Genomic DNA, 21,616 nt, shown 5'->3' with positions numbered 1-21,616 from the left:
CCTCGGCCTCGAGCGAGACTAGCGGTAATCGAACTCCTCAAGGCGCTCCCCCAGACGCGCGTCGTCGAACGTGGGATCGTCGCAGGCCGTACCGTGAGCGACGTTCGCGTACGTGCCGTAGCCGACGGGAGCAGTCGTCAGCGCCGACGGATCGCGTCCGGTCATCAGATTGGGAATCGGACGTCCCAGCGTCGCCATCACCAGCGGCGCGACGTCCGCGGCGGTGAGACAAACTGGTTCCGGGGACTCCCGGATCGTCGGCCCGGACGCGAAGAACGTCCCGACGTCCGTTCGCGTCACGCCCTCGAGTCGCGTGAACCGTCGCTCCGCAGGAGCGGCCGACAGCGAGCAGTCCGTCCCCGCAGTGGAGACGAGGACGTCGGGCGCCTCGCGGGCGAACGGCCCCCCGTATAGGTGCTCGCGTCGACAGGCGAACTCGAGGGCGGGGTTCCCCCTCGGGTCCACGAGGCCGGTCAGCGCCTCGAGCACCCGCGTGCGGGTCTCCTCGTACGTCGAGTTGACGACCCGACCGTAACGCTCCCGGCCGGCGACGTTGAGGCGGACCCCTGCACCGGTCTGGCTCGGGAAGAACGCCTCCGAGATCGCCCACCGATACCCGTCGGCGTCCCGATGCCTCTCGTTCGCTTCGCCGCCGAACGCACTCCTGACGACGCCCAGTATCGACTCGAGCGCCCCCGACAGTCGCCACCGGCAATCTCGTGCGTCCCGCTCGAGCAGGTCGCGATCGGCGAGCACCTCGTTGACGTGGACGCGATACCCTCGCGAGCGCTCGACGCCGAGCGGCGAACACCCGATGACGGTCGATTCTTCAGGAGTGGCCTCGAGGACGTCCTGGACGAGTCGATCCGCGGCCCGGCACGCAGCCTCGAGGGCGCGGTCGCCGGCGTCCGCGTCGACGTCCCCGAGGAGGTCCGGATCGGCGACCGGAACGTGGACGAGCGCCAGCTCCCAGGACTCGCCCTCGAGCAGGTCGCGGGCGAGGCGACGTCTCGTCTCGAGGAGCGTCGGCACCTGAGCCGGATCCTCGATGTCCCGAAGTGTCCACGGCGAGCCGGGTGAGCCGGACGGGAGTCTCGCGTCCGCGGGGGCACTCGATGTAGGGCCGTCGAGTGACTCCACGGGGCGCCGTCCAGGAACCACGACGCCAGTCACTGGCCCCGGTGGGTCGGTCATCGGCAACCCGCAGGCCACCGTGGACGCGCCCTCGCCGGTGAGGTACGCCCAGAGGGTCGGCCGACGAACATCGACGGCGGAGGCTGGCCGGCGCTCACCGTTAGGATAGTTCGCGCGGACGACGTCGTCGAAGACACCGTGGTAACTCGGGTCGGTCCCCGTCAGCAGCGACGTCCAGGCGCTCGCCGGACTGGCCGGGACGGTCGACTCGAGCGACCCCGAAACGCCGCGGGTTCGGAGGCCGGAAACGGTCGGCATCGCGTCGGCGAAGCGTTCGAGGTGTCGGTTCGTCACGCCCTCGAACGCGAAGACGACGGTCTTCACGGCGACCACTGCCGATCCCTCGAGGGCGAGACCGCGCGCCGGCCGACGACCCGCTTGAGCGCGAACAGTTCGTTCATGCGCACACGGACGACTAGCGGTGGTTTCGTTATTCTGCGACTTCCAGCGGGTCGGGACCGGTTACGGTCGCTCGCGGTCGGCTAGTCGGTCCTTCTCGACCTGTTCGCGATCGGATAACCGGTCTGCGTCGGCGCTCTCGATCGACGAAAAGTGCGAGCTACCGCCCGGTCGCATCGAACGTCGCCGGACGGCCGATCGTCGAGGTGTCAGTTTCGGTCGGCAAGTCGCCGTCGATGACCGTCGGCCGGCCGTCGCGCGCACCGCCGAGCGTGACGACACGGTGGTCCGTGTTCGACAACGAGAGCACGTCTCGGCCGTCGAGGACCACCATCGGCTCGAGGTCGGCCCACGGGATACGCTCGAAGGCGTCCTGGGGCGTGACGAGGATCGCCGCGTCGAACGTCGGCCCCGACACCAGGCCCTCGACGTCGATCGCTCGAGCGCCGAAGTCGGCCGGGTCGACCAGTGGATCACAGCCCCAGACCTCGGCGCCGCGCTCGCGGAGGGACTCGACGACGCCGATGGCGGGGGAAGCCCGGGTCTCCTCGACGCCCGGTCGGTAGGTGAACCCGAGGACGAGGACCGTGGCGTCCTCGAGGCTGCCGGCGGGTTCCTCCCCGTGGCTATCGCGTTCGCTTTCGTCCGTACCCGAATCGTTGAGCGCCGCCTCGAGCATCGACACCGTGCGCGCGGGCATCTCGCGATTGACCTCGCGGCCCAGTTCGACCATCGAGAGCGGGGCCTCGGTCTGGGCGAGCAGGAAGTGCGGATAGTAGGGGATGCAGTGCCCGCCGACGCCCGGACCCGGGTCGTGCAGGTGACACATCGGAATGTGGTTGGCCGTTTCGATCGCCTCGCGCACCGAGATCCCGAGGTCGTCGGCGGTGCCCGCGAGCTGGTTCGCCAGCGCGATGTTGACGTCGCGGTAGACCCCCTCGAACACCTTGACGGCTTCCGCCGTCGTCGCGTCCGAGACCAGGTGAACCGCGTTGGCTGAGAGTTCGTCGTAGACCAGCGCGGCCGCCTGCCCGCTCGCCTCGTCGACGCCGCCGACGACCTTCGGGTACTGCCCGCGGATGTCCCGCAGGGCCGTCCCCGAGGCGGTCCGCTCGGGACAGAACGCGACGCCGAAGGAGCCGGGCTCGAGCCCGCTTCGGGCCGCAAGGTGAGGCGCGATGACGTCCCGGCAGGTGCCCGGCGGCAACGTGGATTCCGCAATCACCAGGTCGCCTGGCTCGAGGCCGCTGGCGACGTCCTCGAGGACCGCCTCGATAGTCGAGAGATCCGGTTCCGGTTCGTCGCCGTCGGTGATCAGCGTCGGAACGATGATCACGTGGACGCGTGCCTCGCTGGCGGCGGCAGCCCCGTCGATCGTCGCCCGCAGTCGACTCCGCGAGACCTGTTCGGCGACGAGGTCGTCGAGACCGGGTTCGCCGCCGACGTGGCTCCGGCCGCCGTTCACCGTTTCGACCACGGTGGGATCGACGTCGACGCCGGTGACGGCGCCCGTTCCCTCGGCGAAGACGGCGGCGAGCGGGAGTCCCATCTTGCCGAGGCCGTACACCGCGACCGGAACCGATCCGCTCGTCAGCGCCCGTCGCTTCGTGGCTTCGTCCTCCGGCCCGCCATAGAGGGCCGTCGTCGCCCGACTCATCGAGCGACCACCTCCTGATCCTCGTCGGCGACGAACCGGTCGATCCGTTCGACCATCTCGAGGGCGGCCACGCCGTCCTCGCCGGTCACTACGGGCTCGGCGTCGTTTCGAACGGCGTCGACGAACGACTCGAGTTCGCGCTTGAGCGGTTCGCCGTTCTCGACGCGCGGGCGCTCGACGACGCTCTCGTGGCGGTGGCGGTTCGTCCCCTCGTCGGTGACGTACTCGGGGTAGGAATCCCGGTGGATCAGCACCGACTGCTGGAGGTAGTCGACCTCGACGAGGCACTCGCTGGCGGTCACCGTGAGCCGTCGCACCTTCTTCTGGGTACGGCGACTCGCCGTCAGCGAGACGATCACGTCGTCGGCCGTCATCGTCGCCGTCGCGTACTGGCCGTCGTCGGTGCTCGTCGCCGAGACCACCTCGGGGCGAGACTCGAGCAGCGAGCCGACGACGTCGATGTCGTGGATCATCAGGTCGAGGACGACGCCGTCGGTCGCCGTGCGGTCGATCGGCGGGCCGAGACGCTCGGCTTCGACGGCGATCACGTCCAGGTCGGCGATGACCGACTCGAGGGTGTCGACGGCCGGGTTGAACCGCTCGACGTGGCCGACCTGTAGAACGAGGCCAGCCTCCTCGGCCTTCCGCGCGAGGGCACGACCCTGCTCGACGGTCTCGGCGATCGGTTTCTCGACCAGCACGTGGACCCCGGCCTCGAGACACGCCGAGACCGTCTCGTAGTGAGCGTGGGTCGGCACCGCGACGGTGACGACGTCACAGTTCGCGAGTAGGTCGTCCATCGGCACGGCGGCGGTGCCGTAGCGGGCGGCGACCGTCTCCGCGAGCGCCTCGTCAAGGTCGCTGACGCCGACGAGGTCGACGTCCCGGCACTCGCTGTAGACGCGCGCGTGGTTCTCTCCCATCGATCCGACGCCGATGACGCCGGCCCGTACCGTCTCCGTCGAAGTAGTCTGTCGAGTCATTGTGAATTGTAGTAGTCGATAATCGCCTCGACGACCCGCTCGCGGTCGGCGGGCTCGAGGTTCGGGTGGACGGGTAGCGACAGCACGCGCTCGGCAGCCCGTTCGGCGTTCGGCAGCGTCGCTGCGGCCGTACTCACCGTCTCGTAGGCTGGCTGGCGGTGGATCGGCGTCGGGTAGTAGACCCCCGTCCCAATCCCGCGCTCTTCGAGCCAGGCGGCGAGGTTGTCCCGGTCGTCCGCCGCGACGGTGTACTGGTGGTAGACGTGGGTCATCCCGTCGGGGACAGTCGGCGTCTCCACCGGCACGTCGTCCAGCCCGTCGTCGTAGTACGCCGCGTTCGCCCGCCTCGCCTCGGTGAAGTCCGGCAGGCGCTCGAGTTGCGCCCGGCCGATGGCGGCGGCGAGGCTGGTCATACGGTGGTTCCCGCCGAGGGAGACGTGATCGTAGCCGCGCGTTCCGGTCACGTCCCGCCCGTGGTTGACGTAGCTCGCGGCGGCGTTCGCCACGTCCTCGCTGTCGGTCGTGATCATGCCGCCCTCGCCGGTCGTCATGTTCTTCGTCGGGTAAAACGAGAAGCAAGCGGCGTCCCCGAGGCTGCCGACGCGCTCACCGTCGATGGCCGCGCCGTGGGCCTGGCAGGCGTCCTCGAGGACGAACAGGTCGTGCGCGTCGGCGATGTCGCACAGGGGCCCCATCGCTGCGGGCAGCCCGTAGAGGTGGACCGGCAGGATGCCGACGACGTCCTCGCGCTCGCGCACGACTGCCTCGGCGGCGTCGGGGTCGATCGTGTGCGTCTCGGGGTCGATATCGGCGAAGACCGGCGTCGCTCCGGCCAGCCTGATCGCGTTCGCACTGGCGACGAACGAGAACGTCGACGTGACGACGGCGTCGCCCGCCTCGACGCCCAGCGCCTTGAGGGCGGTGACCAGCGCCGTGGTTCCGTTCGTCGTCGCGACGCCGTGCTCGGCGCCGCAGTAGCGGGCGAACTCGGACTCGAAGCGGCGAACTTCGGGGCCGTCGGCCAGCTGGCCGCTCTCCAGGATCGCGTGCACCCGATCGTAGACCGCCTCGCCCAGGTCGGGGTCGGCGATAGAGATGTCGCCGGTCATGCGATTCGGTTCGGCCCATCGAGGGGTGCCGGGAGGGCTCTCGATTCCGCCGGCGCGCCGATCGCGAGCGTGTCCGGGGGGACGTCCTCGGTCACCAGCGCCCCCGCCCCGACGAACGCGTTCTCGCCGATCGTGACTCCGGGGAGGATGGTCGCGTTCGCCCCGATCGAGGCGCCGTCCTCGATGGTCGGTCCCTCGAGGTCGACCTCGGTTCGGATGGGGTACTGGTCGTTCGTGAGGACGGCGCCGGGGCCGACGAACACGTTGTCTCCGATCGTCGTGTCCGTCGGGACGTAGACGGCCGACTGGATGCTCACGTGCGAGCCGATGTCGGTTCGCCCGTCGACGATCGTCTTCGTGCCGAGCAGGACGTCGTGGCCGATCGTCGTCTTCTCGCGGACGAGCACGTCGTGGCCCGTCGTGAAGTCGTTCCCGACGACGACGTCACCGTAGACGATCGATCCCCGACGGATCGTCGCGTCGTCGCCCAGCGTGGTCGGCTCGAACGCGTCGTCGACCCCATAGCCGACGGTCGCCCCGTCGTCGATCGAGCACCGGTCGCCCGCCGTGTAGGTCGCGTTGGTTACCGCCACGGCCGGTCACCCCGCGTTGTCGATGCCGTTCGGTCGTCCGTCCGTCGATATCGGTGCGTGTACATGGAGATCAGATACCCGGTTGGGTAATCACGTAGGATCATCCGGTAATCGGGCTTTGTTATCCCCGGCCTGAGCGCCGGTAGCGCGCCACTACGAACGAGCAGCCACTGGCTCGAGACCGAAGAGACGGCCGGCCTTTCGGCGACGAGAGGGGGGTTTCGCGTTCACGTGTGCGTGACAGTTCGAGAGTGGTGAGAAACACCGAATCAGATCGGTACAAACCGATTTCGAGACGGTAGCCGCGAGATAGTAAAGTGTCACTCGGTGGCACCTGAGTGCGTGAGTCTCTCGACGACGGGTACCTGGGAGCGGTTTCGAGGACATCGATGACCATGACCGATGGCACGCTTACGCAGGCAGAGCTGTTCGACGTGTTCAGCAACGCCAGACGACGACAGACGGTACAGTACCTCAAACGCCATCACGGGACCTGTGATCTGGCACCGCTGGTCGAACAGGTCGCCGCCTGGGAGAACGACACGACGACCGACGAGGTGACGCGCGCCCAGCGTCGGCGCGTGTACATCTCGCTCTACCAGACCCACCTGCCGATGCTCGAGGACCACGGCATCGTCGACTGGGACCCCGATGCCCACCGCATCGAGTTGTTGCCGAACGAGGAGACGTTCGAGCCGTACCTGGATCGGGACCTCGAGGACCAGCGGCCCTGGCACTGGTACTACGCGTCGGTCTCGGTCGTCGGTGCCATCGTCGCCGTCCTGGCCGGCTTTTCCGTCGGTACCCTGTCGTCGGGGCTCGTCCCGTTCGTCGCACTGGGAGTGTGCATTCTCGTTTTGGTCCTCGCAATCGCCCAGCGCGCGTCCAGTCGGTCCACGTTCCGCCTTCCGTTCGCGAGCAGACGACTCTGATTTCCGTCTGAGAGATTGCTCCCGCAGAACGGGTACGCAGGACGCGAAGAAGATCAGGTGGAGTGGGGCTGACGTGGTCAAACTCGCGGCGAAATTCCTTCAGCGCATCTTCGTTTCACTGATCGACTCGTCGTCCCCGTCCAGCGGTGCACACCACTTATCCCCATCGAGGTGTTAGCACACGACACGTGCCGTGAGACAGGCTCACGGTCTCGACACACGCATGAGCGAAGAGGACACAGACGACCCGAACGATCCGAACTCGAGCGAATCCGAAGACCGGCCTCGCGCGTTCCGACTGAGAGCCGGCTTGCGGTCCCTCTCGACCCTGCTCGGCAACCTGGTGGAGGTCTCCGTGGGGGATCCACCCCCAGTGAACTCGGCCGACCGGACGACCGTCGAGGGTGGCGGGGAGTACCGTCGACGCCAGGAAGCCCAACCGGAACGCACCCGAGTCAAGCGAGTGCGGAAGACGACGACCGACTACCTGATCGACACCCGCCTGGACGGCGACGAGTTCCTCGTCACCGCCGACGTCCCCGGGGCAAGCAAAGACGACCTCTCGGTGGGGATCGACTCGAGCACGAACCAACTCGTGATCAGTCGCGAGGGAACCGTCCTCGAGCGCGTCGAAATTCCCTGGCGATCGCCCGAAACGACCGAGGCCTGGTTCAACAACGGCGTTCTCGAAATTCGCGTCCGACGATCGAGTACGAACCGACGTATCGATTCACCCAGGTAGACCGCGAGCAACGGCTTCGGATCACCGGTGTGGTTCACGACACTATTGACGAGAAAGGCATTGCTACCCCGCCCCTGTTCTCAACTCAACAGCCGATACAGGCTGCTCGCCGCCACCGCGAGCAAGACCAGCACGCTCGAGAGCACGGGATCGATACTCGAGACGAGCGGCGCCTCGAGGCCGGACACCGCGATCAGGACCAGACCGAAGACGCCCACGAGGAGGTGGCCGATCAGGACGGACCGATCCGTCGACTGGTCGCCGTCGACGTAGCCGTAGACCGTCTCGAAGGTCGGCCCCGGCGTGATCGTCTTCGCTGTCGAGTCGTACTCGATGACGCCGTCTTCCTCTAGTTGGGGCAGGTGCGTCTGCTGTAAAGAGACGTAGACACTCTTGTACAGATTGTTCGGAACGGAACTCCCATCGGTTTCCGTCGAGGCAATTTCGGAGGCGACGTCGGAGACGTCGAGTCGGCCGTGTTCGTCAGCGAGCAACTGAACGATTGCCCGCCGTCGGTCGTTACCCAGAATGTGAAAGACATCGCTCTCGGCGAGCGATCCCGTTCGGCTCTGCTGTACCGACATGATTCAGCTGCCTCGACAGCGGATATCGCTGGAAGACGTTCCACCACCTACCATCGTATTACCTCTCAATTCGCGTACTGCACCCTTCAATCTGATGTAAAATGTGCTAGACGTTTCGGGCGAACGAAACGTACACGGCGTGACACGTACCGACGATCGCACCACCGCGTCGTGAAACCGTCGTGGAACAGGCTCGAAAGCCGTGTTAGCGAGAAGGAAGATGGCCACCCGATTGCATTTCGCGGTAGGTCGTACACGCGGGACAGCCGTGTACGACGTCGCCGTTGTCGCCGAAGACGCGAGCGAACTGCTGGGTCACGTGCGTTCCGCAGTTTTCACACCGCGTACCTGTCGCCGACGATTCGTTCGGAGTCCAGTTGAGTCGAGTCGTTGTCATGGATTGGAAAGGGGGATTCGATGCAGTCGTCCTGGCTATACACGCACTCGAACGAGGGAGCGCTCGAGCAGTACTCAACCGAGGTGTTCAGATCCGAATAAAAGAGGCCGACCGTTCAGTTCGGTCAGAGCGGGTAGAACCGGTTAATACGCTGTTTTACCGACGTCTGGGCCGCTGTGACCGATTTGTGCGGGTGTGCTGGCCGACAACTTCCGCCCGGATTCACCCGCGTTCGCTCGAATTCACCGTTTAGGAGACCGATATCGGGCACCGAAATTCGAACTTTCCATCGGGAAATTCCACCTTTCGTGACGGAACGGGCGCCCTTCGCCGAGTAAGGCTGTCCGTTATAAAATACTAGTCCTCCTTACGAGTTAGATGGTTAGAACGTACCGATGGCCTGTCACTGTCGACAGTTGACGTCGGTGCTGCCCCACAACCCGATTACGGTCTCACAACGGAGATTCCACACATGTCCACTCACGTAAACGACACGGCGACAGAATCGACAGTCAACCCGGCGGCTCAGCTCAACGTGCTCGGCGACGAGTGTGCGCGAACGATCCTCGTCGCCGCCAGCGAGGGACCACGGACCGCGAAAGAACTGACCGAACGAACCGACTGCTCGTCGGCGACAATCTATCGACGGATCAACAACCTCCTCGAGAGTGAGTTGCTGGCGGAGTGCATCCGGTTCGAACCGGACGGGACGCACACGACGGCCTACGAGTCGACCGTCGACCGCGTGCAGGTCGAGATCGGCGAGACGGGGATCACGGTTTCGACCGGGGCGGGCCACGACACGGAAACGGAGCCGAGCGTGCAGGCGCGACGTGGCGGCACCCGGTAGATTCGCGACCCGCCGTTGCGATCAGATCGGGGGAATACGACGGGTGGCGCTCTCGGGGGAGTTAGCCCGAGTTCACGCGATAAAGACGAGCATAGCGTGAAAACAGTACATTCCGTTGACAAAACCGAGAGCGAGCAACGGCTGTATGATGCGGATAACAAATATCCAATCTACGGAACGGTCCATGTGATTGAGCAATGCACGACCTGACCGGATTCCAGCGAGACCTGCTATACGTAATCGCCGGCGCGGACCGCCCGTCCGGACAAACCGTCAAAGAAGAAGTCGAACAGTACTACAGCTCCGAGATCAATCACGGACGGCTGTACCCGAACCTCGATACGCTCGTCAACAAGGAGCTGGTCGAAAAGGGACAACTCGACAGACGAACGAACTATTACGCGATTACCGACGAGGGGCTCGATCGGATCAGCGAGCGCCGCGACTGGGAGGCCCAGTACGTCGACGTCTAGGGGGACGGCGGCCGTGACCGGCCGACGTCGAACGGCAAGTGACGAGCTGCGCCCAGGACGATCGCCGACACTGTTTTCCGATCGTCGGTGAGCGGGGAGCGACGAACAGCGAGCGACGCGACCACCGTCGACGAGCAACGTTGCCGTCGAACAAACGCCTGAATGAGGTCACCCGCGGCGCCTGAACGAAGCTACTCGAGCAGATCGCGCGCTCGATCCCATGCCGGGCCATCGCTGGCGAGCGCTATCGCGCCACCCGGTCGCTCCAACCCGAACGACCGGGCGGTGCTGCAGTCGGCGGGTGACAGTCGACGGTCGACGGTCGACGGACGGCGGCCGACCGTCGAAAGTCACAATCACGTTTTACGTCGGGAACGAACGATGAATACCGACTCGAGGACGGTAATCCGGCCATAACAAAGGCCGGCTACCGCTAGCAATTCACTGATTCGAGTATGTCCGGTGTCCCTGACCGACTCCTGTGGAGGCGGAATCGATGAGTCTCACCACGAAGACCCAGAACACCGTCGGAGCGGTGGGTCGGTACCCGACCGACCTCGCGTTCGTCACGCTCGCGACGGTCCTCGCGTACGTGCTCGTCACGAACCTGCCGCCGGGAAGCGGCCTCCGCCTGCTGTCCGCGCTGACGTTCGTCTCGTTCCTGCCCGGCTACGCGCTCGTCTCGATGCTCTTCCCGGTTCGGGCCAGAGCACGAGCCCCAGGACCACAGGCGACCGCCGAGGCCCGTCCAGGCGGTATCGACGCCGTCGAACGACTGGCGCTCGGTCTGGGGCTCTCGATCGCAGTCGTCCCGATCGTCGTGCTGGCGCTCCCGCTGACGCGCTGGGGCCTCACAGTCGGTTCGACCGTCGGCGCGCTCGCGGTAGTGACCGTCGTGGCCGCCCAGCTCGCGGTGATCCGCCGGCTCCGCGTCCCGCCCGCGGATCGCTTTACGGTGTCGCTTGCCGATCTGCGAAGCCGCTTCTCGAGCGCGAACGAAACCGGAGCGGCCCGCGCCTCGTCGCTCTTGCTCGGACTCGCGGTCATCGCTGCCGTCGGCGTGTTGCTGTACTCGTTCACGGCGCCGATGGCCGCCGGGGGGTTCACCCAGCTGGCCATCTACACGGCCGAGGGCGACGGCGACCTCGAGGCCGAGATGCCCGACACGGTCGCCCCCGGGGACTCGATCCCGATCACCTTCCAGATCCACAACGAGGAGGGCCGGGAGATGGAGTACACCGTGGTGATGCAAGAGCAGGTGGTCGCTGACGGCGAGGTCGTCGAGCGAGTGACCCACCAGGAGGTGTCGGCGATCAGCCAGTCCGAGGACGGTGGACAGATCACCGCCGAGCGATCGGTGACACCGACCGCCGGAGACGGCGAGACGGTTCGCATCGCGGTAATGCTCTTCGAGGGCGACGCCCCCGAGACGGCCACGATGGAGGAGGCCACCGAGTACACGTACTTCTGGGTCACGGTGGAGACGCCGCCGGACGCGCCCGGCTCGAGCGGCGAGGCCGACGGCGGCGAGGAATCGGGTGCCGACGCGGACGGCGCCGAGGGTGGCGACGGCGGTGACGACAGCAGCGGTGAAGAGGAGGGCGCTGGCGAGGACGGCGGAGAGGACGACGGCTCCGACGAGAGCGACGAATCCGAGTCTGATGAGGGCTCGAGTGATGAGAGCGAGGGTGGAGACGAAAGTGAAGATGATGAAGGAGATGAGGACGAAACCGACGAGGGCAGCGATGAGGAAGGCGGCGAGGGCGGCGATGAAGACGAGAGTGAAGACGGAGATAACGGTGAAGAAGACGGTGGTGAGGACGAAGAGGCCGACGAAGATGAGGATGGAGGCGAAGACGAGGAGTGACACACTCACCGTGACGGCAAGGTCCCCACGCGCGGAAGCGCGAGTCGGTTGAGATAATAACGAACATCGACTCGGCCTCGCCGATCCCTCAGAGGGAGCCCTCGAGTCGAGAAACACTATGTCACGACGCCGATCCTGCAATTCCGAATCGATACGTAAAGCATGAATGCTGTCAACCCTGCAGAGTGGCCTCGAGAACAGTGCTAGCTGTTTTTTGGAGGTTCATAATTGGGCTATGCGTCCGGAAGATGTGTGTAGAGAGTGTTATAGAGGGCATCTAGGAAGAGGCGCGCTCCGGTATTGCAAGATCGAGATCACGCTCGAGAATGCGTACGGTCGCACAAACGTTGGGTAGAGGACCTCTCAAGTCAATATATGGGCGTCTGAACGAATAGCAGGGCCAACCAGATCGGCAGGTGAGCACGGTATGTCTCATCGTCGGCGTCCAACCCTTCAATGTCTTTCTCGAGGCAATACACCTGAATAACGGATTGAGGAGGCCTGAGAGCGTCGTTTACACTTTTTGTATTGAAGGTATACCTACACACCAATCCAAGCAGATGAAATGCCCAAAATCGATAGCAGGAATCCGATTATGAACTTCTGGATAGCATATCCTGAGAGGAGGTTACTTATTCGAGGTGGTGGCTCAAATCCCTGCATAGAGGGCGTCATACCATCGAATTCAAATCGAGCTAGCGGACTCGAGCCAGCATTTCGGTCCATCGTCTATCGATCGTCGCTCAACACGGAAAACGCCATACGGAAACCGATTATGAACTTTTGAAAGCGTGAATTTACCCTTATTCACATCCCTTTTTGGTTGTTCTTCTCTCTGTCGTTCAAGCCTGACGCTGCTCTGAGTGCCATCTCGAGCAAAAACTGCCCACACAAATCTCCGTCTTCCTAGTTTCGTTCTCAAACCACCATACCACGCACCTTCCGGACGATTACAGCGATTGTGACATCCTCACCCGCCCTAAAGGGTGGGGTTTCCTACAAGGGAAGCCCTAAGTGGGAGGTTTCAGGACTCGAAGGCCGCAAGCGTCGTCTGTCGGGATCTCCGACTCGGCGTGCGGTGTCCTGTGGCCGTGTCACAACGGCACCCATTCCGTGTCGAGTCATTGCGTTCCGGTTTCCAAGGAACGCTCTCTCCCCACGGATCAAAACGACCGGCGATATTCGCGGCCGCGTTGATATCTGCTTGATACTCCGTGACCCAACACTCCGCGTTCGTGCACCGGAACTCGGCTTGCGACCCACGACGGCCGATGTGGCCGCACGCGTGGCATGTCTGGGACGTGTAGCGCGGGTTCACGAACTCGACCGGAATACCGGCTTCGAGGGCCTTGTCCTCAATGCGGTCGGTAAGTCGAGCGAACGCCCACGAGTGCAAGCGTCGGTTCATGTACTTGCCGTAATCCAGGTTCTCGCGGATGTACGACAAGTCCTCGAGTACGATCACCGGGTCGTCGAAAGACTCGGCGTACTCGATGGTTTCTCGAGACGCCTTCTCGACGATATCCGTGAGTGCGTTCTGGAAGTGGTCGAAGCGTTCATCTATCCGCCACTGCTCGGCGTCACGCTCTTGCAGGCGCTTCAGGGTCGTGTACATCTCCTCGCGGAGTGCGCGAGCACGACCGCCATCGTAGATGAACGGTTGGGTCGGAGTGTCGTTCTGACAGGCACAGCCCGTCAGCAGTTTGGACTCGCCGATATCGAAGCCAACTCGAGTCGGGTCGTCCGGGATCTCTGGTTCGGTAACGTCGTACTCGACGGTGACGTGCAGCATCCAACTGGTTCGGTGCTGTTGCAGTCGGAACTCACCGACTGCCGCGCTCTCGTCGAGCAGGTCGAACCAGAGCGATTCCTGCTCGGGATTGATTCGAAGTGGAATCCAGAATGCGTTGCCACGTCCGGCCTGTGGAACGCGCCAGCAGAACCCGTGCGTTCGATCGTCGGAATGGTCAAGAGTGAATCCGCGGTTCGTAAATCGAACCGGGTGCTCGTCCTTGATCTCCGACGCGTTGTACGTATCCCGAAGCGACGGGACGTAGTTCTTGAGCGCGTCCTTTGCGTAGGACGTGAGCGTGTACGGCGTAACGACGTCGTTAACCGCCGTCTGCGTATCCGCTCCACTCTCGAAGGCGTCCGAAAGGGCGCGTCGATAGGTCGTCACGGTGCGCTCAAGGCGTTGCTCTTTGCCCATAGTGGGCGGGGCGAGCGTGGCTTCGAGCGTTTTTGTGGCGGTCGCCGTCACAACTACGAGTACGAGAGCGTAATAGTTAAAACTAACGAAAAACTAAGTAGGTGTGTTGATGCCCAACTTGAATATCGAAGTGGATCAAGACGAGTACGACCGCCTGAGCGAAATCAAAGACGCGCACGGCCTCACCTGGAAAGGAGTGTTGCTCCAAGGTGCGAAATCGTTGGACACCAAGGGGCCGTTGTAGGGCGAGTCGAGACACGAACGAACGCGATTCCTCCCCGTGCTAAAGCACGGGGTTTCCTCGCTACCGCAAGATGATCGTCGAACTTTGTTGGAACCCTCAACGAACGACTGGTTGAAATCCCTTTCCCGTAGTCAATGCGGTGAGCAAAACGAGTGTTTGCTGGCCTTTGTGTGAATCTCCGAACCTCGTTCGCAAGTCGATACACGTTCTGGCTGGACCCCTCGAGTCCACCGACTCAGTTCGGCTCGACGCGAGCCCCGTACCCCGACTCCCCGACGACCTCGCCGTCGTCGTAGACGATCTCGCCGCGGACCACCGTCGTCACCGCCTTCCCGGTGAAGGTCTCGCCCTCGAACGGCGTCACGCAGTTCTTCGAGTGTAACTCGGAGGCGTCCCCGAGCGTCCACTCCAGGTCGGGGTCGACGATCGTAATATCGGCGTCCGTCCCCACCTGCAGCGACCCCTTCTGTGGGTACAGCCCCCAGACCTGGGCGGGGCGCGCCGCGTGGTGGTAAGCCCACTCCTCGAGCGTGAGCCGTCCCTGCTCGACGAACGAGAGCAGCGCGGGGACTTCGGTCTCGAGGCCGACGAAGCCGGAGATGGCGTCCCAGGTGTTCCCGAAGGGGTCGTCGACCAGCTTTTCTTCAGGCGTGTGCGGCGCGTGATCGGTGGCGACGCAGTCGATGGCACCGGTCTGGAAGGCCCTCCAGAGCCGGTCGCGCTGGTCGGCGTCCCGGATCGGTGGCTGGATCCGGGCGACGTTGCCCTTCTCCTCGAGAACCGACTCGGTGAACCAGAGGTAGTGCGGGCAGGTCTCGGCGGTCACGTCGACGCCGCGCTCCTTGCCGCGGGCGACGGCCTCCGCACCCGACCCCGAGGAAACGTGGAACATGTGGATCTTCGCGCCGGTTTCCTCGGCGAAGGTGACCATGCGCTCGATGGCCTCCCGTTCGGCGATAACCGGCCGGGAGTGAGCGTGGTCGATCGGTCGGTTCTTCCCCGCGTCCTGGAACTGGCGGGTGTAGTGGTCGATGATCTCCCCGTTCTCCTCGTGGAAGCCGAGACGCTTGCCCGTCTCCCGAATCTTTTCCATCGCCTCGAGGATCTCGCCGTCGTTCGGCGGCGGGACGTCCCCAACGGTCGAGCCGAGGAAGATTTTGTAACCAGTAGCACCCGCCTCGTCCAGGGCAGGAATGTGCTCGAGGTTCTCGGAGGTGACGACGACGTAGCTCCCGAAGTCGACGTGGGCGCTCGCGTCGCCGCGCTCGAGTTTCAACTCGAGGTGCTCGGGCCGGTCGATGACGGGATCGGTGTTTGGCATGCCGACGACGGTCGTGACCCCGCCCGCGGCGGCCGCCCGGGTGGCCGACTCCCAGTCTTCCTTGTACTCAAGGCCAGGTTCGCGGTTGTGGATGTGGCAATCGACGACGCCGGGGGCGATGACGTTACCCGCTGCGTCGAGCGTTCGGTCCGCGTCGGGCAACCGCTCGCTCCTACCGACTGCGACGATCGTGCCGTCCTCGACGGCGATACCCGAATCCGGGCTCCGGCCCGCGGGCGTGAGGACGGTTCCGTTGTGAATAACGAGGTCGACGGGCATGGCTCGAGGTTCCGAAGCCGCGGGGAAATAGCTTCTGTTCGGGCGGGTTTCGTCGGCCATTTTCCACGAGCGGTGGCTCGAAGGTGACGAGTTCGAGTGGCCGAAATTGGGTACAAGCCGTGTTGGTGAGATTCGAAGGCGCGCTCGAGACGGTCGACGCGATAATCGGCCGTTCCATCGAGGCTCGATATTACTATAGAAAATATAGATTTTGTTGGAATTCTTAATTGGAAATAAGTTTTAGAAACCGTGCTAAATACACAGCGCGAGTCTTGCACAATGGCCTGACAAACGGCATGACCTGAATACGCGTGATAGCATTGAGAAGCCAGCAAGTGTGTTTTTATTCGTATACCCTAACCGTAGAGCATGATCGGCCAGACCTCTCCACCAGAATGGGTGACAGATGTACTGTCGGCATACGACCAGGTGTTGTCAGAATTGTTTTGGTTCCTCATGGCCCTCGGGATCGTCTATTTCATCGGCCGGATCGTTCTCGTTCCTCTCGTCACTCGAGTTGTTAGATCGCGCAATCGCAATAACCCCACGATCGAGACTGCAACGAAGACGTACCTTCGGGTGGTTCTGATCGGGTTTGCGATCCTGACGGGCATTATCGCCGCTGGGTACGGAAGGGTGTTTTCCGAATCGGCGGTCATCATCGCAGCCATCACGTTTGCCCTCGGTATCGCCGGGCAGCACGTGTTCGGTTCGCTGATCAGCGGGATGTTTCTCGTCGCCGATCCCGACTTTAACGTTGGCGACTGGATAGAGTGGCCGGGTGGGGAAGGCACCATCGAAGCAGTCGACTTTCGCGTCACGCGAGTTCGGACACTGGACAACGAAACGATCTCGGTCCCGAACACTGAACTCACGAACAACGCGCTCACCCGGCCCTACGGTCGGGACCAGTACCGGATCACGGAACAGGTGTCCGTCGCCTACTACGAGGACACCGAGCGGGCGATGATGGAGATTCAGCAGATTGCCGTCAATTATGATTCGATCCTCGATGATCCAGCGCCGAACGCACGGATTCTCGAGCTCGGGGAGAACGCGATCACGGTGCAAGCAGAGTTGTGGATAGAAGATCCGAACAACAAGGACATCTTGACGATTCGCTCGGACTTCCGTCGATTAGTGAAACGACACTTCGATGAGGAAGATATCGCGCTCGCTCCGCCCTCTGAACAGTTGCTCTCGGGTGAAGTTACCGTGACAGATCGGCAGAGCGAGTCACCAGCCTCAAACGGCGTTTGAAAACGGGCCATCAGAGCCAAAATAGAGTCAAATGTGATGCTCGAGCCAGACCGAAGTCAACTCGAGACGCGCGCAGTTCGAGACTCAGTTCGTCGTCACAATCTCGATGACATCGCGGGCCTCGACGGGGTAGTCCTTGCCTAACTGGCGGTTGCTCCGGCAGTCGATGGCGTAGAGGAAGCCGTCGCCGATGTCGGAGTGGAGGCTGTAGGCGAAATCCTCCGCGGTCGACTCCGGCGGGATCAGGAAACAGTCGGGCAGCACCTCGCCGCGCTCGTTCCCCAGGCCGTTGGCACCGCCGGGAAACACCGGCGTCACGCCGAGAACGTCGAACAGGGCCGTCTCGAGGGCCGCCTGAACACCCGTCGCGCCGTAGGATTGGAGGAAGTCGCGAATCTGCTCGAGACCTTCCTTCTGGCTCTCGGAGATGTCGCCCGTGATCTCGAAGTCGTCGTCGCCCGGTTGGTACTCGACGACGCCGGCCTTGTCGGCCGACTTGAGCGCCTTCTCGGCGTGGGCACTACAGGGAACGATGGTCAGGTGCTCGTACTCGGGGTCGCTCGTGATCTCGTCGTAGTTCTCCTGGGCCGCGGGCGTGTCCATCTTGTTCGCCGCGATCACCATCGGCTTCGTCGCCTTGCGAATTTCGCGGGCCAACTCGAGTTTGTCCTCGTCGTCCCACTCCTCGGGGTCGAAACCGATGTCGACGCGCCGAATGAGGAGTTTGAGTTCGTCTTCGTTCGTCTTGAACGCGCTCATCTGTTCGGCCAGATCCTCCTCGATGGCGTCGTCCTCGGTGACGTAGCCCGACGAGTAGCGGTTGATCCCCTTCTCGAGCACGCCCAGGTACCACTGGTCGAGTTCGGTCTCGAGGAAGTCGATGTCCTCGCGGGGGTCGTGGCCCTCGGTGGGTTCGCCCTCGAGGTTCGTTTCGCCGGAGAAGTCGACGACGTGGACGAGCACGTCGGTCTCGTTGAGGTCCGTGAGGAACTGGTTCCCGAGGCCTTTGCCCTCGTGGGCGCCGGGGATGAGGCCGGCAACGTCGACGAGTTTCGTGGGGACGAAGCGGGTACCGTGCTCGCAGTAGCCGACGTTGGGGGTGCACTCCTCGTCGAACTCGGGGGCCGCACACTCGACGCGAACGTAGGCCTCGCCGGCGCTTGGGTCGATAGTGGTGAACGGGTAGGCCCCCTCGGGGACGTCGTTCATCGTGGCGGCGTTGAAGAAGGAGGACTTGCCGACGGAGGGTTTGCCGACGAGTCCGATCCGGTAACTGCTGGTCATTACCAGTCGTGAGCGCGGCCCGGCTAAACGGCTTTTGTTCCCGTCGCCGTGTGAAAGGAGACGGCATGCCACGGTCTCGAATCGAGGACTCGAGCGACGGCGCCCGTACGTATTTAGTCCTCCAGTGTCACGTTGGGAACGTGAATGCTCCGTCGTCCGGAACGGACGCCAATCGCTATTTCGACGGGCGAAGGGGTCCGTTAGCGCTCGGACTGTCGTACGTCGCGGTCGGCATCGCGCTGTTTTACGCGCTGGCGACGGACTCCATCGAACTGGTGACGGCCGTTCTCGTCGGCGTGCTCGGATTGCTACTCCTCTCGCTGTACGTCGTCATCAGACGAGAAGGGTTGGTCACTGCCGAAAACAAGCTCATCGGTACCTTCGTTCTGGTCGCAATGGGACTGCTGTTCGGTCTCTACGAGTTCACCGCCCTCTCGTCGGAAGTCGTCTTTGGAATCGTCTTCGTGGTCGGCGTCATCGTCCCTCACCTGCTCCTCAAGTACACCGACCACGGAACGTCGGGGTGACCTCATCGAGCGGTCTCGAACCCCGCGTGAGGATCAGACGTGCGTCGGCGGTTCGACCGCCGTCTCGATGTCGAGTTCGCCGGCGACGTCCTCCAGGAGACTCCCTTTGACCTCCGCGGTCCGCCAGCCGATTTCGGCCACCAGCGGCGGCCCGAACGTCTCGCGGATGGTCTCGAGGTGTGCGCGCTCGGTCTTCACGCGCTCGCGGAGGTACCGCGCGCCGCGGCCGTTCTCGTCGTCGTCGGGTTCGGGCGTGAGTTTGTTGGCGACGAGGCCGCGGACGGGGAGGTCCTTCTCCTCGAGGTCGGTGATCGAGCGTTCGGTCTCATTGAGTGAGAGTTCGTCGGGGTTCAAGACGAGGAAGAAGGCCGCATCGTCGCCGAGCGTGTCTCCGGCGAACCGGAAGAACTCCTTGCGCTCCTGGAGGCGCGCGAGGACGGGGTCGCCGTCCATCACGCGGCGCGGTTCGTGGTTCCCGATCGCGGCCTTCTCGAAGAGGTCGATGCTCGTCCGACGTTTGTACATCAGCCGGTCGATCCAGCCCTCGAGCAGGTCCGGCAGGCCGAGCAAGCGGAGCGTGCTACCGGAGGGAGCGGTGTCGAAGACGACCCGGTCGTACCCCTCGGAATTGCGCATGACCTCGATGAACCGGTCGAACAGGGCCGACTCGTAGGCCCCGGGCGTCCCGTGAGCCATCTCGAGTTGGCGGTTGATCTCGTTGACCATCGCCGCCGAGACCTGCTCGGAGAGATCTCGTCGGATGTCGTCGAGGTGGCGCGTGACCTCTTCCTCGGGGTCGAGTTGCATCGCCTCGAGGCCGTCGATGCCCTCGACTGGCGTCGGATCGTCGTCGAAGGGCTGGTCGAACACGTCGGTTACCGAGTGGGCCGGGTCGGTCGAGACGACGAGCGTCCGCAGCCCGTCGCGAGCACAGCGCAGGCCGTAGGCACAGGAGACGGTGGTCTTTCCGACCCCGCCCTTGCCGCCGAAGAAGACGAAGGGTTCCATGTCGATCAGAAGTGATACTGCTGGCCTTTGCGCTCGATGAGCATGTCGCGATCCCACAGCCGGCGCTCCCAGGCCTCGAACTCGGTCTCGAGGTACGGCAGGAGTTCAGCGGTGTAGTACGACACGGGCGACGGGATGCCGAACGCGTCGGGGAAACACGCGAGCAGGAACACGTCCTCGATGTCCTCGGCTTCCTTCTCGATCTTCTCGTAGGCCGGATGCGTGATCATCCCGTGGTAGAGCCCACGGAGCCACTCCTCGAGCGTTTCTCGAAAGCGTTCGATGCGATCGGCCAGGTCCATGCCCTGATGTGGGAGGCCGACGGGTAAAAGGTATCGCGGCGTCGAGCGCTCGAGGATCGGATTCAAGGGAACGCGGCCCCAGTAGCCGGTATGAACGGGCAGACCGATCAGATTCCGGTCACGATTCTCTCCGGAAGCCTTGGCGCGGGAAAGACGACGCTGCTCAACCACCTGCTGACGACCGCCGAGGACCGGTCGCTGGCGGTGCTGGTCAACGACATGGGCGAGGTCAACGTCGACGCCGAACTGATCGCCGAGGGTTCCGAACTCGACTTCAAGGACGGCGTCGCGGAACTCTCGAACGGCTGTATCTGCTGTGAACTCCAGGACGACCTCGAGACCGCGGTCGTCCGCCTGGCTCGCGACCGGGACTTCGACCACCTGATCGTCGAATCCTCAGGCATCTCCGAGCCCGCACCCGTCGCGCGGCTGTTCACTACCGAGTCCCGCGTCGCCGCGCTTTACGCGGTCGACACACTCGTGACCGTCCTGGATACGCCCGCGTTCATCGAGGCCTTCGCCGGGGACGAGGTCCCGGAGCGCCGAGGCACCGAGGACGATCGCCCGCTTTCGGATTTGCTGGTCGAACAGGTCGAGGTTTCGAACCTGGTCTTACTCAACAAGGCGGACCTGTGTAGCGAGGGCGGACTCGAGCACGCCGCCGAGCTCGTCCGGGCGCTCCAGCCCGACGCGGAGACGATTCGGACGGAGTTCTCGGCGGTGGATCCGGATCGCCTCCTGGGGCGGGAGCTGTTCGATCCCACCCGGCTGGCCGACCTGCCGGGCTGGAAGCGGGCGCTCGAGAAGGGCGATACCCACGACGAAGAAGCCACTCATAATCACGATGAACCGCGCGACGGTGATGGCGAGCACGCTCATGGCCACGAGCACGGCGAGAATCACGAACACAGCCACAGCCACGACCACCGTCACCCCGACGAAGTCTACGGCGTCTCCTCGTTCGTCTTCGGCCGTCGCCGTCCCTTCCACCCTGGGCGGTTCGCCGCATTCCTCGAGACCCTCCCGTCGGAAATCGTCCGTTCGAAAGGTACCGCCTGGCTCGCCGGCAACGAGGTGCGGGTGACGGTCGCCCAGGCCGGTCCCTCGGTCAGAGCGACCGTACAGGGGCCCTGGATCGCCAGCCTCCCCGCCGTCGAGCGTGACATGCTCCGGTCGAACCGACCCAACCTGGAGTGGCACGACGACCACGGCGACCGTCGCACCGAACTCGTGTTCATTGGTACCGACTACGACGAGACGGCGCTCCGGGACGCGCTATCGAAGACGCTCGTGACAGATGAAGAGTGGGAGGAGGGTCTCGAGACCGAGGGACCGTTTCCCAGCGTCCAGGGCGAGGAGGTCGTGCTTCGAGAGCCCTGAGCACGGTTCCGATTCGAACCCG

Annotated in this window: 21 protein-coding genes; 9 read left to right on the top strand and 12 right to left on the bottom strand. The window is 63.9% G+C overall.

Going from position 1 to position 21,616, the window contains the following annotated elements:
* Nucleotides 1-18 precede the first annotated feature (18 nt).
* From AC6I65_RS04245 to AC6I65_RS04225, 5 genes are all read right to left on the bottom strand, one after another.
* Nucleotides 19-1,527, bottom strand: a complete 1,509-nt coding sequence (locus AC6I65_RS04245; RefSeq protein ID WP_497902819.1) for an alkaline phosphatase family protein — start codon at nucleotides 1,525-1,527, stop codon at nucleotides 19-21.
* 226 nt (nucleotides 1,528-1,753) lie between these two features.
* Nucleotides 1,754-3,250 (bottom strand): nucleotide sugar dehydrogenase, encoded by a 1,497-nt coding sequence (locus AC6I65_RS04240; protein ID WP_497902818.1) that lies wholly within the window; start codon nucleotides 3,248-3,250, stop codon nucleotides 1,754-1,756.
* A complete protein-coding gene (locus AC6I65_RS04235; protein WP_497902817.1) occupies nucleotides 3,247-4,233 on the bottom strand; it encodes a Gfo/Idh/MocA family oxidoreductase in 987 nt (328 codons plus the stop codon). Before AC6I65_RS04235 ends, AC6I65_RS04240 begins: the two co-directional genes overlap by 4 nt.
* Nucleotides 4,230-5,342, bottom strand: a complete 1,113-nt coding sequence (locus AC6I65_RS04230) for a DegT/DnrJ/EryC1/StrS family aminotransferase (protein ID WP_497902816.1) — start codon at nucleotides 5,340-5,342, stop codon at nucleotides 4,230-4,232. The genes AC6I65_RS04235 and AC6I65_RS04230 overlap by 4 nt, the downstream gene beginning before the upstream one ends.
* Nucleotides 5,339-5,935, bottom strand: a complete 597-nt coding sequence (locus tag AC6I65_RS04225; protein ID WP_497902815.1) for an acyltransferase — start codon at nucleotides 5,933-5,935, stop codon at nucleotides 5,339-5,341. The genes AC6I65_RS04230 and AC6I65_RS04225 overlap by 4 nt, the downstream gene beginning before the upstream one ends.
* Nucleotides 5,936-6,330: 395 nt before the next feature.
* On the opposite strand from AC6I65_RS04225, the gene AC6I65_RS04220 reads away from it, so the two are divergent.
* Both AC6I65_RS04220 and AC6I65_RS04215 read left to right on the top strand, forming a co-directional pair.
* Complete coding sequence (locus tag AC6I65_RS04220) at nucleotides 6,331-6,867, top strand: DUF7344 domain-containing protein (protein ID WP_497903159.1); 537 nt, start codon at nucleotides 6,331-6,333, stop codon at nucleotides 6,865-6,867.
* Nucleotides 6,868-7,090: 223 nt separating this feature from the next.
* Nucleotides 7,091-7,609 (top strand): Hsp20/alpha crystallin family protein, encoded by a 519-nt coding sequence (locus tag AC6I65_RS04215; RefSeq protein WP_497902814.1) that lies wholly within the window; start codon nucleotides 7,091-7,093, stop codon nucleotides 7,607-7,609.
* Between the two features lie 80 nt (nucleotides 7,610-7,689).
* Here AC6I65_RS04215 and AC6I65_RS04210 read toward each other — a convergent pair whose 3' ends face one another.
* Entirely contained in the window at nucleotides 7,690-8,193 is a 504-nt protein-coding gene (locus tag AC6I65_RS04210; RefSeq protein WP_497902813.1) for a DUF7344 domain-containing protein, read from the bottom strand.
* Nucleotides 8,194-8,398: 205 nt separating this feature from the next.
* A complete protein-coding gene (locus AC6I65_RS04205) occupies nucleotides 8,399-8,590 on the bottom strand; it encodes a DUF7563 family protein (RefSeq protein WP_253433255.1) in 192 nt (63 codons plus the stop codon).
* Between the two features lie 472 nt (nucleotides 8,591-9,062).
* Here AC6I65_RS04205 and AC6I65_RS04200 point away from each other — a divergent pair, with 472 nt between their 5' ends.
* The 3 genes from AC6I65_RS04200 to AC6I65_RS04190 all read left to right on the top strand — a co-directional run bounded on the left by AC6I65_RS04200 (nucleotide 9,063) and on the right by AC6I65_RS04190 (nucleotide 11,780).
* On the top strand, nucleotides 9,063-9,440 hold the full coding sequence (locus tag AC6I65_RS04200; RefSeq protein ID WP_497902812.1) for a helix-turn-helix domain-containing protein: 378 nt from the start codon (nucleotides 9,063-9,065) through the stop codon (nucleotides 9,438-9,440).
* A gap of 197 nt (nucleotides 9,441-9,637) precedes the next feature.
* Complete coding sequence (locus AC6I65_RS04195) at nucleotides 9,638-9,913, top strand: PadR family transcriptional regulator (protein ID WP_254159748.1); 276 nt, start codon at nucleotides 9,638-9,640, stop codon at nucleotides 9,911-9,913.
* Nucleotides 9,914-10,409: 496 nt separating this feature from the next.
* Entirely contained in the window at nucleotides 10,410-11,780 is a 1,371-nt protein-coding gene (locus AC6I65_RS04190; protein ID WP_497902811.1) for a DUF8471 domain-containing protein, read from the top strand.
* A 1,024-nt stretch (nucleotides 11,781-12,804) separates the two neighbouring features.
* Here AC6I65_RS04190 and AC6I65_RS04185 read toward each other — a convergent pair.
* Nucleotides 12,805-14,040: an RNA-guided endonuclease TnpB family protein gene (locus tag AC6I65_RS04185; protein ID WP_497902810.1), complete on the bottom strand. Its 1,236-nt coding sequence runs from the start codon at nucleotides 14,038-14,040 to the stop codon at nucleotides 12,805-12,807.
* Nucleotides 14,041-14,098: 58 nt separating this feature from the next.
* Here AC6I65_RS04185 and AC6I65_RS04180 point away from each other — a divergent pair, with 58 nt between their 5' ends.
* Nucleotides 14,099-14,233, top strand: a complete 135-nt coding sequence (locus tag AC6I65_RS04180) for a hypothetical protein (protein WP_497902809.1) — start codon at nucleotides 14,099-14,101, stop codon at nucleotides 14,231-14,233.
* 235 nt (nucleotides 14,234-14,468) lie between these two features.
* Here the strand turns inward: AC6I65_RS04180 and allB are convergent, their stop codons facing one another.
* A complete protein-coding gene (gene allB, locus AC6I65_RS04175; RefSeq protein ID WP_497902808.1) occupies nucleotides 14,469-15,833 on the bottom strand; it encodes an allantoinase AllB in 1,365 nt (454 codons plus the stop codon).
* A gap of 579 nt (nucleotides 15,834-16,412) precedes the next feature.
* Here allB and AC6I65_RS04170 point away from each other — a divergent pair.
* Nucleotides 16,413-17,093 carry a mechanosensitive ion channel family protein gene (locus tag AC6I65_RS04170; protein WP_497902807.1) on the top strand — a complete coding sequence of 227 codons (681 nt, stop codon included), beginning with the start codon at nucleotides 16,413-16,415 and terminating at the stop codon, nucleotides 17,091-17,093.
* Nucleotides 17,094-17,177: 84 nt separating this feature from the next.
* On the opposite strand, the gene AC6I65_RS04165 is transcribed toward AC6I65_RS04170, so the two are convergent.
* Nucleotides 17,178-18,377: a redox-regulated ATPase YchF gene (locus AC6I65_RS04165; RefSeq protein ID WP_497902806.1), complete on the bottom strand. Its 1,200-nt coding sequence runs from the start codon at nucleotides 18,375-18,377 to the stop codon at nucleotides 17,178-17,180.
* Between the two features lie 65 nt (nucleotides 18,378-18,442).
* Here AC6I65_RS04165 and AC6I65_RS04160 point away from each other — a divergent pair, with 65 nt between their 5' ends.
* Entirely contained in the window at nucleotides 18,443-18,904 is a 462-nt protein-coding gene (locus AC6I65_RS04160; protein ID WP_497902805.1) for a DUF7987 family protein, read from the top strand.
* Between the two features lie 33 nt (nucleotides 18,905-18,937).
* Here the strand turns inward: AC6I65_RS04160 and AC6I65_RS04155 are convergent, their stop codons facing one another.
* Complete coding sequence (locus tag AC6I65_RS04155) at nucleotides 18,938-19,912, bottom strand: ArsA family ATPase (protein WP_497902804.1); 975 nt, start codon at nucleotides 19,910-19,912, stop codon at nucleotides 18,938-18,940.
* Nucleotides 19,913-19,917: 5 nt separating this feature from the next.
* Nucleotides 19,918-20,214 carry a DUF7990 family protein gene (locus AC6I65_RS04150; protein WP_253433231.1) on the bottom strand — a complete coding sequence of 99 codons (297 nt, stop codon included), beginning with the start codon at nucleotides 20,212-20,214 and terminating at the stop codon, nucleotides 19,918-19,920.
* A 90-nt stretch (nucleotides 20,215-20,304) separates the two neighbouring features.
* Between AC6I65_RS04150 and AC6I65_RS04145 the strand changes: the two genes are divergently transcribed.
* Nucleotides 20,305-21,594: a CobW family GTP-binding protein gene (locus tag AC6I65_RS04145; RefSeq protein WP_497902803.1), complete on the top strand. Its 1,290-nt coding sequence runs from the start codon at nucleotides 20,305-20,307 to the stop codon at nucleotides 21,592-21,594.
* Nucleotides 21,595-21,616: the final 22 nt, after the last annotated feature.

This window comes from Natronosalvus sp. KLKA75, assembly GCF_059736265.1.
The sequence above is the reverse complement of the archived record's forward strand: the minus strand, read 5'-3'. Positions and strand labels throughout refer to the sequence as shown.